The organism is Shewanella sp. CAL98-MNA-CIBAN-0140, from assembly GCF_040309905.1.
Classification (GTDB): Bacteria; Pseudomonadota; Gammaproteobacteria; order Enterobacterales; family Shewanellaceae; genus Shewanella; species Shewanella psychromarinicola.
This window is the reverse complement of record NZ_JBEOPI010000031.1, coordinates 1-14708: the sequence shown is the minus strand read 5'-3', so window position 1 is coordinate 14708 and position 14708 is coordinate 1. Positions and strand designations below refer to the sequence as shown.

At 44.0% G+C, this 14708-nt stretch carries 11 protein-coding genes; all 11 read left to right on the top strand.

Annotated elements, in window-relative coordinates:
- Positions 1-7 precede the first annotated feature (7 nt).
- The 11 genes from rseP to AAEY93_RS15305 all read left to right on the top strand — a co-directional run bounded on the left by rseP (position 8) and on the right by AAEY93_RS15305 (position 14678).
- Positions 8-1378 carry a sigma E protease regulator RseP gene (gene rseP / locus AAEY93_RS15355; RefSeq protein WP_351078090.1) on the top strand — a complete coding sequence of 457 codons (1371 nt, stop codon included), beginning with the start codon at positions 8-10 and terminating at the stop codon, positions 1376-1378.
- A 31-nt stretch (positions 1379-1409) separates the two neighbouring features.
- A complete protein-coding gene (gene bamA, locus AAEY93_RS15350) occupies positions 1410-3893 on the top strand; it encodes an outer membrane protein assembly factor BamA (RefSeq protein WP_351078087.1) in 2484 nt (827 codons plus the stop codon).
- Between the two features lie 65 nt (positions 3894-3958).
- Positions 3959-4456, top strand: coding sequence for an OmpH/Skp family outer membrane protein (locus tag AAEY93_RS15345; RefSeq protein ID WP_124012135.1), 498 nt, complete (start codon positions 3959-3961; stop codon positions 4454-4456).
- 5 nt (positions 4457-4461) lie between these two features.
- A complete protein-coding gene (gene lpxD / locus AAEY93_RS15340; protein WP_124011890.1) occupies positions 4462-5487 on the top strand; it encodes a UDP-3-O-(3-hydroxymyristoyl)glucosamine N-acyltransferase in 1026 nt (341 codons plus the stop codon).
- A gap of 31 nt (positions 5488-5518) precedes the next feature.
- Positions 5519-5980 (top strand): 3-hydroxyacyl-ACP dehydratase FabZ, encoded by a 462-nt coding sequence (fabZ, locus tag AAEY93_RS15335; protein ID WP_101032270.1) that lies wholly within the window; start codon positions 5519-5521, stop codon positions 5978-5980.
- The gene (gene lpxA, locus AAEY93_RS15330; protein WP_101032269.1) at positions 5977-6747 is read left to right on the top strand and encodes an acyl-ACP--UDP-N-acetylglucosamine O-acyltransferase; all 771 of its coding nucleotides are present in this window, start codon (positions 5977-5979) and stop codon (positions 6745-6747) included. The genes fabZ and lpxA overlap by 4 nt, the downstream gene beginning before the upstream one ends.
- A gap of 9 nt (positions 6748-6756) precedes the next feature.
- On the top strand, positions 6757-7905 hold the full coding sequence (lpxB, locus tag AAEY93_RS15325) for a lipid-A-disaccharide synthase (protein WP_124011889.1): 1149 nt from the start codon (positions 6757-6759) through the stop codon (positions 7903-7905).
- Between the two features lie 20 nt (positions 7906-7925).
- Entirely contained in the window at positions 7926-8564 is a 639-nt protein-coding gene (gene rnhB / locus AAEY93_RS15320) for a ribonuclease HII (protein ID WP_164839506.1), read from the top strand.
- Between the two features lie 109 nt (positions 8565-8673).
- The gene (dnaE, locus tag AAEY93_RS15315) at positions 8674-12150 is read left to right on the top strand and encodes a DNA polymerase III subunit alpha (RefSeq protein WP_351078080.1); all 3477 of its coding nucleotides are present in this window, start codon (positions 8674-8676) and stop codon (positions 12148-12150) included.
- Between the two features lie 9 nt (positions 12151-12159).
- Positions 12160-13629, top strand: coding sequence for a tRNA lysidine(34) synthetase TilS (gene tilS / locus AAEY93_RS15310; RefSeq protein WP_351078077.1), 1470 nt, complete (start codon positions 12160-12162; stop codon positions 13627-13629).
- Positions 13630-13844: 215 nt separating this feature from the next.
- On the top strand, positions 13845-14678 hold the full coding sequence (locus tag AAEY93_RS15305) for a helix-turn-helix transcriptional regulator (protein WP_351078074.1): 834 nt from the start codon (positions 13845-13847) through the stop codon (positions 14676-14678).
- Positions 14679-14708: the final 30 nt, after the last annotated feature.

Genomic DNA, 14708 nt, shown 5'->3' with positions numbered 1-14708 from the left:
AGGAATAATGATAGATTTTTTTTGGAGCTTAGGTTCTTTTATTGTCGCTTTAGGTATTTTGATTACCGCACACGAATATGGCCACTTTTGGGTTGCCCGTCGCTGTGGTGTTAAAGTCGAGCGCTTCTCTATTGGTTTTGGCAAAGCGATTTGGCGCAAAGTGGGTAAAGATGGCACTGAATATGTTGTCGCCATGATCCCACTCGGTGGCTATGTCAAAATGCTCGATGAGCGCGTTGAAGAGGTGCCTGAACATCTACTTGATCAAGCGTTTAACCGTAAAACAGTGTGGCAGCGTATTGCGATTGTGTCAGCAGGCCCCATTGCTAACTTTATTTTTGCTATTTTGGCCCTATATGTCATGTACCTTATTGGTACTCCGTCGATAAAACCGGTCATTGACAGTACCAAGTTAGATAGCCCTGCCAGTGTTATTCGCTTGGTTGAGCCGCAACAGATTATGGCAGTATCAGGACGCAAGGTACGCACTTGGCAAGAGGTTAACTTAGCCTTAGTCGGTCATATTGGTGACGACAGTATTGAGTTAACCTTGGCGCCACTATCTGAATTATCAGGCATGGATATGCCGGCTCGCACCGTAAAACTTGATACCCGCCAGTGGGCATTTGATCCCGAAAAAGAATCTCCTATAACCTCATTAGGTTTGGGTATTTTTCGCCCTGGGATCGATCCAACCATTGCCGCAGTCAGTAAAAACAGTGCGGCAGAGCAAGCAGGTATTAAAGTTGGCGATAAATTAGTCAACATTAATGACACGCCATACAGCGATTGGAATACGTTTGTTGATGTGGTACAAAGCTCTGCTAACAAAAATATTAATATGACATTGATACGTCAAGGTGAACTCATCAATGTTAATGTTGTGCCAAAAGCACAACAAAATTCTGACGGTGAGACTATCGGGATTGTTGGAATTAGCCCAACTCAAGACCAATGGCCTGATAATATGCGCTTTGAGCTTGAGTATGGCATAGTAGATTCGGTTATTGCTGCAGCTGACAAAACGTGGCAACTCGTTGTCGTCAGCTTTAAGATGATCGGGAAATTATTTACCGGCGATGTATCGGTGAAAAATCTTAGTGGTCCTATTTCGATTGCACAAGGCGCAGGCGCCAGTGCAAGTTACGGCTTAGTGTACTTTCTAGGTTTTATTGCGCTCATCAGCGTTAACTTAGGCATTATTAACTTAATGCCTCTGCCAGTGCTCGATGGTGGACACTTGCTGTATTACTTTATAGAAGTGATTACTGGTAAGCCTGTACCCGAAAAGGTGCAGGAAATAGGTTTCAGGTTTGGCGCAGCTTTGCTGCTAATGTTGATGGGTGTAGCCTTATTCAACGATTTTGCCCGACTCTGAGCAAGGACAGACTAATAATTAGAAGTGCTCTATGAGATTTAATAAAATTTTTGCCTCGATGTTATTCGTCGGCGCGTCTTTTTCAGGGAATGGTTGGGCAGAGTCTTTCCAACCTTTTGAAGTGACCGACATCCAAGTAGAAGGTCTGCAACGAGTTGCTCTCGGTGCAGCACTATTGAGTTTACCTGTGAAAGTAGGTGACACGGTAGATGAAGTTAAATTACAGCAAGCGATTAAGAGCCTTTACGGTTCAACCAATTTTGAAAACATCAGTGTCAGTCATGAAGACGGTATACTTTTTGTCACGGTTAAAGAGCGTCCTACTATCAGTATTATCTCGTTTGAAGGTAATAAAGATATCAAAGACGAACAGTTACAAGAAAGTCTTGACGGTTCTGGTGTTAAAGCGGGCGAATCACTTGATAGAACCATGTTGTCAGGCATTGAAAAAGGCTTGCAAGATTTCTATTACGGTGTGGGCAAATACGGCGCCAAAGTTGAAGCGCAAATCATCAACTTACCTCGTAACCGTGTTGAGCTTAAATTTAAGTTTACCGAAGGTTTAGCGGCTGAAATTCGCCAAATTAACGTGGTAGGTAACACAGTGTTTTCTGACTCTGAGCTCATCAGCATGATTGAGCTTAAAGACTATGTGGCATGGTGGGATTTATTTGGTGAGCGTCGCTACCAAAAGCAAAAGTTACAAGCTGACTTAGAAACAATCAAAACCTATTACCATAATCAAGGCTATATTCGTTTTGAAGTCACCTCAACACAAGTGGCGATGACACCGGACCGTAAAGGTTTGTACATCACTATTAATGTGGATGAAGGCGAAACGTACAAGGTAAAAGAAGTTAACTTAATTGGTGACCTTATGGGCCGCGAAGAGTTAATGAAAGCTATTTTGCCAATCAAAGCAGGCAATATGTACAACGGTGCCGATGTAACATTCACCGAAGAAATGTACAGTAAATATCTTGGCCGTTTTGGTTATGCTTATCCTGAAGTGAAAACCTATCCTGAAATTGATGATGAATCCAAAGAAGTGGTACTCAACATCAATATCAAGCCAGGTAAGCGTGTTTATGTTCGCTCAATTAACTTTACCGGTAACACGGTAACCAAAGACGAAGTACTGCGTCGCGAATTACGTCAAATGGAAGGGGCGTGGTTGAATTCTGCTCAGATTGAGCAGTCTAAACTTCGCCTTAACCGTTTAGGTTATTTTGAAACCGTTGATGCCGAAACAATTCAAGTGCCAGGCAGTGACGATTTAGTCGATGTGGCCATCGCAGTAAAAGAGCAGCCATCAGGTTCGTTTAACGCCGGTGTGGGTTATGGTACTGAATCAGGTGTGAGCTTGCAGTTTGGGGTTGAACAAAATAACTTCCTTGGTACAGGTAACCAAGCGGGTATTAGTATCAATACTAATAAATACTCGCGCAGTGCTAACTTGTCTTTCACCAATCCATACTTTACTAAAGATGGTGTGAGTTTAGGCGGCAGTGTGTATTGGAACGAATTTGATGCCAACGAGGCTAACCTTGAGCGCTATAAGAATCAATCTTATGGTGTTGCATTAAACTCAGGATTTCCGATTAATGAATCCAACCGTTTAAACGGTGGTATTGGTTATCGTCATAATACTATTTCAGAAATATCGGCTTATGAACAAGCATTGCGTTTCTATAATGTGTATCGTGAAACGGATGATGCAAACTCAGACTTAAGCTTTGATAACTTTGAATTGAATGCCGGTTGGTATCGCAGCACACTTAACCGTGGTACGTTCCCGACAGACGGTTCATCGCAACGTTTAAGCGGTAAAATGACCGTACCGGGTTCTGATTTGCAGTACTTTAAAACGGATTTTGACACCAATTTCTACTTCCCGCTGACACCTCAACATGGGTTTGTATTTTTGGCTCGCGCCCGTTTAGGTTATTCAAACGGTTATGGTCAATTTAACGACAACGATCAAATCTTACCGTTCTGGGAAAACTATTACTCTGGTGGTAGCAGCTCGTTACGTGGCTTTAAGTCGAACTCAGTCGGTCCACGTTCGTTCTATTTATATCGTGGTAGTGAACAATGTGCTCCGGACGTTTCTGGTGATGGTTGTAGTTTGCCGGGTGATCCTAATACGATTCAGGTGAGCCAAGGTCGCTCGATTGGTGGTAATGCGATTGCGACAGCCAGCTTTGAAATGATCGTGCCGACGCCGTTCCTCGATGAAGCATACACTAACTCAGTGCGGACCAGTTTCTTCGTCGATGCCGGTAACGTATGGGATACCGAGTTCGATTATGATTCGTATCGCACTCTGCCAGCGGATCAGTTTATTAAGTTAGAAGATTATAGTGATCCTGAGCGCATACGTGCCTCGTGGGGTATGAGCGTACAGTGGTTATCGCCAATGGGTCCTATGGTATTCAGTTTAGCTTGGCCACTCAAAGAGTATGAAGATGATGAGACAGAGATTTTCTCATTCAATATTGGCAAAACGTTCTAAAACAAATACACTCGGCATGTTTAGCTGATAACGACAATTTTAACAAGGAGTCTACTTTGAAAAAGATGGTAAATCGCGCATTAATTACATTGGCATTATTTGCTACCCCTATGCTAGCCCAAGCGGAAAAACTCGCGGTGGTTGATATGGGTGAGGTGTTTGAACAGCTGCCACAGCGCGAACAAATTTCTAAATCATTAAAAGCTGAGTTTGGTGATCGTGTTGCTGAAGTCCAAAAAATGCAGGAGGAAATGCGTTCTTTGGTCGAAAAGCAACAACGTGACGGCGCCTTAATGAGCGACACACAAAAGACTGATTTAGTCCGTAAAATGGAATCATTAAAATCTGAATTCCAATTAAAAGGCAAAGCATTAGACGAAGACATGCGTCGTCGTCAAGGTGAAGAGCAAAACAAGCTATTAGTTCTAGTTCAAAAAGCCATTAATACCATTGCTGATAAAGAAAAATACGACATGGTGCTGCAACGTGGCGCAGTTATTTTTGTTAAGCCAGAAGCTGACATTAGCAGCAAAGTGGTAGAAGCCTTAAGCAAAGGCAAATAATAAGTATGCAGAAAGTGACTTTAAAAGAGCTTAGCCAATTATTGGGCGCAACGGTTAAAGGTGATGGATCACTGGAAATTACTAGTGTAGCCACCCTTGAACATGCAATCCAAGGTCAACTCTCTTTTTTAGCCAATAGTAAATACCGTGCTCAGCTTGAGGCAACTCAAGCTAGTGCGGTATTGCTAAGCGAAAAAGAAGCAAGTGGTTATCATGGTAACGCCCTGATTGTTAGCGATCCTTACGTGGGGTTTGCTCGAGTAGCGCAATTACTTGATACCACCCCAAAAGAAACGCCTGGTATTCATCCTTCGGCCCAAATAGATGCATCAGCCAATTTAGGTGACGGTGTGGCTATCGGTGCAAATGCGGTGATTGGCGCCAAGGTTATTTTGGGTGAAAATGTTCAGATTGGTCCAGGTTGCGTCGTAGGTGAAGCCAGTATTATTGGTTCAGATTCACGCCTTTGGGCGAATGTTACCGTTTATCATAATGTACATATTGGCCACAATTGCATCATTCATTCCGGTTCTGTTATTGGTTCGGATGGATTTGGGTATGCAAATGAGCGCGGTAATTGGATTAAAATCCCCCAAACAGGTGGCGTGCGCATAGGTAATTATGTCGAAATAGGTGCATGCACCAGTGTTGATCGTGGCGCGCTGTCGCACACCGAGATACACGATGGTGTGATCATCGACAATCAAATTCAAATTGCACATAATGTCATCATTGGGCAAAACACCGCAATTGCAGGTGGGTCTATAATTGCAGGGAGTTCTACCATAGGTAAATACTGCATTATTGGTGGTGGTAGTGCTGTTGCTGGACATCTCAGTATCGCTGACGGTGTACATGTTAGCGGAGGAACCAATGTGACTAGCATCATTCGCGATAAAGGTGTGTATTCGTCCGCGACTGTCGCAATGGAAAACAAACTGTGGCGTCGGAACACGGTGCGCTTTCGTCAATTAGATGAACTATTTAACCGCGTGAAAACCCTCGAGAAAAGTGCTAAGGGCACAGAATAATTGTAATTCGGCCTTATTAAAGGAATGTAGTGTGTCAAATCAATTAAACACCATGGATATTAAAGAGATACTTAAATATCTACCTCATAGATATCCATTTTTGTTGATTGATCGTGTATTGGATTTTACCGTGGGTGAGCAATTACATGCGATTAAGAATGTCACGATTAATGAGCCATTTTTTCAGGGACATTTCCCTATACAACCCGTTATGCCAGGTGTGCTTATTTTAGAAGCCATGGCACAAGCAACGGGTTTACTTGCTTTTAAAACCATGAGCACTGAGCCGTCGCCAGAAGTATTGTATTATTTTGCCGGTATTGATAAAGCACGTTTTAAACGTGTTGTTGAGCCGGGCGATCAAATACATTTTCACGTTAAAATGATTAAAGAGCGTCGTGGTATTGGTGTGTTTATTGGTCAAGCCTTGGTTGATGGTGAACTGGTTTGTTCAGCTGAAATTATGTGCGCACGCAGAGAGATTAAGAAGTGATAGATAAATTAGCATTTGTTCACCCAACAGCCAAAATTGGTAACAATGTCACTATTGGTCCTTGGACCTATATTGGTGAGAATGTTGAAATCGGCGACGACACATGGATAAATTCGCATGTTGTGGTTAAGGGGCCAACGGTTATCGGTAAAGGTAATCGTATTTTTCAATTCGCTTCGGTTGGCGAAGAGTGTCAAGACAAAAAGTATGCCGGCGAACAAACGCGCTTAATTATCGGTGACAATAACATTATTCGTGAGTCGGTCACTATTCACCGTGGTACCACCCAAGATAAGGGTGAAACCCGCATAGGGTCTAATAACCTGTTAATGGCGTATGTACATATTGCCCATGACTGTGTTGTTGGTGATAACGTTATTATGGCTAATAATGCGTCAATTGCGGGTCATGTGCACGTTGGCGATTGGGTTATTTTGGGTGGCATGACCGGTGTGCACCAGTTTGTACATATCGGTGACCATGCTTTTACCGCTGGAGCGTCACTTATTTTACAAGACGTACCGCCATTTGTGATGGCAGCAGGTTCTCCTGCTGTACCTCGTGGATTAAATTTAGAAGGCCTAAAACGCCGTGGTTTTACCAAAGAAAGCCAGCGGGCAATCTTTAATGCGTATAAAGCAGTATTTCGTAAGAGCTTAACCATTGAAGAAGCCAATGCCGAATTGGCTGAGTCTGCTGAAAAGGACGTAAATGTAAAAGCGTTCGTGGATTTTGTAAATCACTCCGCTCGCGGCATCATTCGATAGACGGAAACGATGACCAACTCTTCCCCAAAAGTATTTGCCATTGTCGCCGGAGAACTCTCCGGCGATATTTTAGGTGCCGGTTTAGTTCATTCACTCAAGCAACGCTATCCTGATGCGCGTTTTATTGGCATTGGTGGCCCTCGTATGCAAGCTCTTGGGTTTGAAAGTCTATTCCCAATGGAAGAACTGTCGATCATGGGCTTAGTCGAAGTGTTATCACATTTACCTCGACTGCTTCATATTCGCTCAAGTCTCGTGAAACACATTACTGAATTAGCCCCAGACTGCTTTATTGGCATTGATGCGCCCGATTTTAATATTGGCCTAGAGCTTAAATTAAAAGCCAAAGGGATTAAAACCGTGCATTACGTCAGTCCATCAGTGTGGGCTTGGCGACCAAAACGGATATTTAAAATCGCCAAAGCCACGCATATGGTGTTGTCGTTATTGCCGTTTGAAAAGGCCTTTTATGACAAGCATCAAGTGCCTTGTACCTTTGTTGGCCATACACTTGCGGACGATATTCCGATGCACAGTGATAAGCTGGCCGCACGGCAGCTATTAGGATTAGATCCCAATGCTGAATACCTAGCTGTGCTGCCGGGTTCCAGAGGCGGTGAGCTAAAGCAATTAGCTGAACCGTTTGTCAAAGCCGCTCAGCTCGTAAAACAAGCCTATCCAGACATCAAATTTGTCACTCCAGTGGTTAATGATGCTCGTCGGCAACAATTTATTGCTGCGCTTGCGCAGTTTGCTCCCGATTTAGAAGTCACCATTATCGAAGGTCAATCTCGTGAGGTGATGGCTGCCGCTGATTGTATTTTATTGGCTTCTGGCACTGCGACTCTAGAGGCTATGTTGGTTAAACGCCCAATGGTGGTGGCTTATCGTGTTAGCCCCATTACCTACGCGATTGGCATCCGTATGATGAGTATCACCAACTATTCGCTGCCCAACTTATTGGCAAACGAAACGATAGTACCAGAATGTATGCAAGCTAATTGCCAGCCGCAGTTGATTGCAGATGAGGTGATCAAGCAACTCAACCAAGATTTTACGCCACTTAATACAAAGTTCGAACAGTTGCATCAATTACTTAAGTGTAACGCCAGCGAGCGAGCTGCCGATGCCGTGGTGGCATTATTGCAAACGCAGTAACCTGACTAGGATAAGCTAACATGTTGACATTACCGGTTGTGATAAAAAATATTACCCCTGAGCAAGTGGCCATCATTTCACAAGGGCTGGTTGCCGGTGTTGACGAGGTAGGACGTGGTCCATTGGTTGGTGATGTGGTAACGGCTGCTGTGATCTTAGATCCAAGTAACCCCATTGTTGGACTCAATGATTCAAAAAAACTGAGTGAGAAACGCCGTAATGCTTTATATCAAGTGATTATGGAAAATGCATTATGTGTCAGTGTCGGCCGTGCAAGCCCTGTTGAAATTGATCAGTTAAATATTTTACATGCCACCATGCTGGCAATGCAGCGCGCCGTTGCTGGCTTAAGCCTTCAACCTGAACGAGTATTAGTCGATGGTAATCGGGTGCCCGATTTTGGCATAGCCAGTCATGCAATCATAAAAGGTGACGGATTAGTGGCTGCCATCAGTGCAGCATCCATTATTGCCAAAGTCACTCGTGATGCAGAGATGGACACCTTAGACAGTCAGCACCCACAGTATGGTTTTGCTAAGCATAAAGGTTATCCGACCAAAGCGCACTTTGAAGCATTAGCCTTGTATGGCGTGTTAGCGGAACATCGTAAGAGTTTTAAACCTGTCGCCCAGCGCATTTTGCTTCAGGATACATTTTGATAATACCCAGATTAACCGACTAAATCGTTGGAGAAAGTCGCTTAGTTTGGTAGTCTAAATCCCGCTTTTTCGTGTTATTACATTCATCTTTTTCGAAGAAAATTAATCTATGTCCGATCCTCGTTTTGTTCATTTGCGCGTCCACAGTGATTATTCAATGTCAGATGGCGTTGCCAAAGTGAAACCGATTATTGCTGCTGCTGAAAATCAGGGTATGGCAGCGATAGCGTTAACCGATCAAAACAACTTTTGTGGTTTGGTAAAGTTCTACAGTGCTTGTCATGGCGCCGGTGTTAAACCTATTATTGGTGCCGACTTTTGGGTGCAAACCCCAGGTTTTGAAAAAGAATTTTGTGCCTTAACCATTATCGCGATGAACAATGAAGGCTACCAAAATCTGACGCAATTGATCAGTGAGGCCTATCTTCGCGGTCATGTCCAAAATCGAGTGGTGATAGACCAAGACTGGCTGATTAAATTTAACACTGGCTTGATTATTATCTCCGGTGCCAGAGATGGCGACGTGGGTAAGGCATTATTAAAAGGCAATCAAAACCAAGTTGACTCATTAATTGAATTTTATCAGCAGCATTTTGAAGACCGTTATTATATCGAGCTTATCCGCACAGGCCGTGCAGATGAAGAACGCTATTTACACATGGCGGTTGGGTTAGCATCATCAAAAGGCTTGCCTGTTGTCGCCACTAACCAAGTGGTTTTTTTAAAGCAAGACGATTTTGAGGCCCATGAAATTCGGGTGGCTATTCATGATGGTTTTACCTTAGTCGATCCACGCCGTCCCAAAACCTATAGCGATCAACAATACCTGCGCACCGAAGATGAGATGATCGCGCTGTTTGCCGATATTCCGTCGGCGATCCAAAATAGCGTTGAAATTGCCAAACGCTGCAATGTCACCATTCTATTAAACGAATATTTTCTGCCCAATTTCCCTACGGGTGACTTATCCATTGAAGATTTCTTGGTTAATGTGTCACAAAAAGGCCTAGAAGAACGTCTCGAATTTCTATTTGCCGATCCACTCGTTCGCGCCGAAAACCGTGGCGGGTATGATGAACGTCTCGAAATTGAGCTGAAAGTGATTAACCAAATGGGTTTTCCAGGTTACTTCCTTATTGTGATGGAGTTTATTCAATGGGGCAAAGACAATGACATTCCGGTTGGACCTGGTCGTGGTTCTGGAGCCGGATCGTTAGTGGCTTATGCACTAAAGATTACTGACTTAGATCCACTGGAATACGACTTACTGTTCGAGCGTTTTTTGAACCCTGAACGAGTCTCGATGCCCGATTTTGATGTCGACTTTTGTATGGATCGTCGTGACGAGGTCATTGACCACGTTGCCGAGTTATATGGTCGAGAAGCGGTATCGCAGATTATTACCTTTGGTACTATGGCGGCCAAAGCGGTTGTTCGAGATGTTGGCCGCGTGTTGGGTCATCCATACGGTTTTGTTGAACGTCTAACCAAAATGATCCCAGCAGAGCCTGGAATGACACTGGCTAAAGCCTTTGAAGTCGAGCCATCGCTTCCTGAAGCTTATGATGGTGATGAAGATGTAAAAGAGCTTATCGACATGTGTCGTCGCTTAGAAGGGGTGACTCGTAACGCCGGTAAGCATGCGGGCGGGGTGGTTATTGCCCCCACTCGAATTACTGATTTCGCACCATTATATTGCGATGCCGAAGGCTTAAACCCGGTGACTCAATTTGATAAAAACGATGTAGAAACGGCTGGTCTGGTTAAGTTCGATTTCTTGGGGCTGCGTACCCTAACGATTATCGACTGGGCACTCAAAATGGTTAACCGAGTGCAAAAGCAAAAAGGCCTCGATAATATCCGTATCGACGCGATCCCATTGGATGATCCTGCCTGTTTTAAACTGTTACAGCGTTACGAAACAACGGCCGTATTCCAGCTGGAATCTCGCGGCATGAAAGACTTGATTAAGCGTCTGAAACCCGACTGTTTTGAGGATATGATCGCACTGGTGGCTTTGTTCCGCCCAGGGCCTCTTCAGTCAGGCATGGTAGATAACTTTATCGAACGTAAGCATGGACGTGAGGAAGTCTCATACCCAGATGCCGATTATCAGCATGAGTCTTTAAAAGAGCTGCTAGCACCGACTTACGGTATTATTTTGTACCAAGAGCAGGTGATGCAGATTGCTCAGGTATTGTCGGGTTATACCTTGGGCGGCGCGGATATGCTCCGTCGTGCAATGGGTAAGAAAAAACCTGAAGAAATGGCCAAGCAACGTGGCACATTTAAAGAAGGGGCCATTAATAACGGGATAGACGGCGACCTGTCGATGAAAATCTTCGACTTGGTAGAAAAATTTGCTGGCTACGGTTTTAACAAATCTCACTCTGCTGCTTATGCGTTAGTCTCTTATCAAACCTTGTGGCTTAAAACCCATTATCCCGCTCAATTTATGGCAGCGGTAATGTCTGCCGACATGGACAATACCGACAAAATTGTGACCTTAGTGGATGAATGTGAGCGAATGGGCTTGCCGTTAATTCCACCCGATGTGAACAAAGGCTTATTTAAGTTTACCGTTGATGATGATCTGAATATTGTTTACGGTATTGGCGCGATTAAAGGGGTTGGTGAAGGCCCCGTAGACTCTATTTTAGAAGCCCGTAAAAGTGGACCGTTCATCGATCTTTTTGATTTTTGTGCTCGAATTGATTTGAAAAAACTCAATAAGCGAGTGATTGAAAAACTGATCTTTGCGGGGGCATTAGACCACCTTGGCCCACATCGCGCATCAATGATGGCGACCTTGCCACAAGCCATCAGCGCCGCGGCGCAACATGCCAAAGCCGAAGCCATTGGCCAGAATGACATGTTCGGTTTATTGAATAGCGAACCTGAAGACAGCAAACAAAACTTTGTTGAGTGCACGCCTTGGCCTGATAAAATTTGGCTTGATGGTGAGCGCGAAACATTAGGCTTATACCTAACGGGTCATCCGATAAATCAATATTTAAAAGAGCTTAAGCAATACACCAGCGGCCGCTTAAAAGATATTCACCCAACAGAGCGCGGTAAAACCGTTAAAGTGGCAGGGTTAGTGGTCGCTACGCGGGTGTTGCTCACTAAGCGGGGGTCTAAAATGGGTCTGGTCACCTTAGATGATAAAAGTGCCCGCTTAGAAGTGATGTTATTTACCGAGCCGTTTGAAAAATTTGGCCAGCTGATTGAAAAAGATCGTATTTTAATTTGTGAAGGCGATGTCAGTTTCGATGACTTCTCTGGTGGCAATCGCATGAATGCCCGTAACATTATCGAAATCGGCGAAGCACGCAGTCATTTTGCTAAAGCTGTTGAAATCAAGGTTGACGCATCGCAAGTGACATCTGAATGGCTAGAAACCTTTGAGCAAACCTTAACCCCTTGGCGAAATGGCGTGGTGCCTGTGACTATTGATTATGCGCAACCCCAAGCCAGCGGTAAAATTACCTTAGGTGATGAATGGCGAGTCAATCCCAGTGACGAGTTGATATTAGCGCTTGAAAGTCTACTCGGCTCGACTAATGTTAAAATCGTATTTAACTAGGCGCATACCATGACCGTAAAACTCTCGGCCTCAGAACCAATGACGGTAGAACAATTGCTCCATTTACTTGAACAAGCGTTAATGCCGCTTGTTCACGTGACAGCATCGCAACATGAACATACGCCTAAGGTCGTGTTGGCTTACAGTGGTGGGGTTGATTCTGAAGTATTAGCGTATGGACTCAGTGCGTTTGCGCAAAAATACCCGCACATAGCCTGCTTACTTATTCATGTGCATCATGGACTCAGCGCCAATGCAGACACTTGGGTACAACACTGTATAACGCGAGCAGGGCATTACCAATTACCGCTGCAAATTGAGCGAGTCAAGGTTGATAAAGGCCCAAGACAAAGCTTAGAAGCACAAGCACGCGAGGCCCGTTACCACGCTTTTGACCGCTACCTCAATCCGGGTGATATTTTACTGACCGCCCATCACCAAGACGATCAACTCGAAACCCTATTATTGGCGTTAAAACGCGGCCAAGGGCCAAAAGGGTTGGCGGCAATGGGCGCGATACAAGCATACCAACAAGCTTGGTTAGTCAGACCGTTATTAGAGATCAGCCGTGATCAAATAGAGCAATTTGCACTTCAATACCGTTTAATCCATATCGAAGATGAAAGTAATCAAGACGACAGCTATGATCGTAACTTTTTACGACTCGATATTATTCCACGCTTAAAGCAGCGCTGGCCCAGTATTGCAGCTACTGCAGCCAGAAGTGCGGCATTATGTGCTGAGCAGCAAGATGTTATAGATGATGAAGTGAGTCATCGCTTACCCGACTGGCTAATAGTGCCAAGCGATACAAATGCACTAATGACCGAATCAACTGGGTTTAAGCTCACTGGGTTTGGTCAATTAAGTGGCGCATGGCAAGCATTACTGTTTCGCGGTTATCTCATCCATTGTGGCGTCAGTTTACCTTCGCAAGCGCAATTACAACAGATACTGTCACAACTGCTAGCGGCAAAAGATGATGCCAATATGTCGATCCAATGGGGCGACTATCAAGTTAAACGGTTTGCAGGCGTGGCATACGCGCTTAACAATAGTGAGCTTGAACCATTAGCGTCCACCCAACTCAGCGCTGATTTTAATAGCCTATTAAATGGCGATGTGGCCGATATGCTGATGGATGTCTGCCAGCATCAATATCATTTAACCCAACAAACAAGGGTTGATAAGCCTTTATTAGTTTTGCCGCCAACTAATAGCAAAGTGACCCTTCGCTACGGCGGCGTCGGCTCTATTAAGTGCCAGCCGCAATTTGCCTCGTCACAACGTCAAAAGCCGCGTGAGTTAAAAAAGCTATGGCAAGAATGCAATATTCCACCTTGGCGACGCCAACAAATCCCACTGATTTTTTATGATGAAGTGTTAGTCGTCGCCATCGGCTTATGGATAGATAAACGTTATGTAGCGCAAACCGGTGAACAAGGGATTAGTTTTTTGATAAAAAGCGCTAAAAAATGATAAAGAACGATAACAAGCGATAACAAGAGGTGAAAGCGAACGCTTCGCTCACGGCAAGGCCTAAGAGCGAGTACGCTATAAAAGTGAATGCTGGGGTGACGGTAGAAACTTAAATATTATCTACTTAGATCATATATTTGCAAAATTTAAGTTGATCTTATAAGTGCAATGAATTAACAATTGCATGTTGTACTGTAAATTATATAGGATCGATCATGGCAAAGGACTTGTCACACGTTAGGCAATATTTTATAGAACTCATCTTATGGTGGGAAGGTTGTATTAATTGTAAAACGCTTGAGCAGCAGTTTTCAATTACTCGACAACAAGCCAATACTGACTTAAAAACTTACACAAGCCATTACCCAAATAACACCACCAAGATCAGTGGCACCTATTACTCTGCCGATACCTTTATTGCTTATTACATCACCCCTAACATCAATATTTATTTACATTGGTTTGCCACCAAAGATATTACAACTCACAGCTCATTTGCCGATAATGTATCTTGCTTAGTCCTGCCGCCAAGAAAAGTCTCACATAACATAATCCGAGTATTGATATCTGCTATACGACATAAACAACGCATAGAAGTTGATTATGTTTCACTTGCAAATCCTGAAAATGACGGCAGAATATTTCACCCTCATACTTTCGTGAATACCGGTTCTCGTTGGCACATAAGAGGTTATTGCGAAAAATCACAAAACTTTAGAGACCTAGTATTAAGTCGCTTTAGAGGTGAAGCAGAGTTAATAGATGCTTCAACCATAGATCCACAACAAGATCTTGCCTGGCATACACAGGTCAATTTGATCCTTCAACCCGATCCCCGATTAAGCCCAGCAAAACAAGCCGTCCTGGCTAATGACTACCAAATGGAAGGTGGCCAATTAGTCATGTCTACTCGAGCTGCTTTAGCTCAATACTTGCTGCATGAATTACAAGTCAATACCAAAATGCTCGATGGCACCCCAGAAGCACAACAACTGGTACTCGGTAAGCGGTCAATTAAGCGGTGGAGCCCGATATCATCAAGCTTTTAGATCGGCATGCCAAGGTAATAAATCACTTAA

Coding starts and splice junctions, on each gene's coding strand:
- rseP (WP_351078090.1), top strand. CDS start 8: ATGATAGATTTTTTTTGGAGCTTAGGTTCTTTTATTGTCGCTTTAGGT.
- bamA (WP_351078087.1), top strand. CDS start 1,410: ATGAGATTTAATAAAATTTTTGCCTCGATGTTATTCGTCGGCGCGTCT.
- AAEY93_RS15345 (WP_124012135.1), top strand. CDS start 3,959: ATGGTAAATCGCGCATTAATTACATTGGCATTATTTGCTACCCCTATG.
- lpxD (WP_124011890.1), top strand. CDS start 4,462: ATGCAGAAAGTGACTTTAAAAGAGCTTAGCCAATTATTGGGCGCAACG.
- lpxB (WP_124011889.1), top strand. CDS start 6,757: ATGACCAACTCTTCCCCAAAAGTATTTGCCATTGTCGCCGGAGAACTC.
- rnhB (WP_164839506.1), top strand. CDS start 7,926: ATGTTGACATTACCGGTTGTGATAAAAAATATTACCCCTGAGCAAGTG.
- dnaE (WP_351078080.1), top strand. CDS start 8,674: ATGTCCGATCCTCGTTTTGTTCATTTGCGCGTCCACAGTGATTATTCA.
- tilS (WP_351078077.1), top strand. CDS start 12,160: ATGACCGTAAAACTCTCGGCCTCAGAACCAATGACGGTAGAACAATTG.
- AAEY93_RS15305 (WP_351078074.1), top strand. CDS start 13,845: ATGGCAAAGGACTTGTCACACGTTAGGCAATATTTTATAGAACTCATC.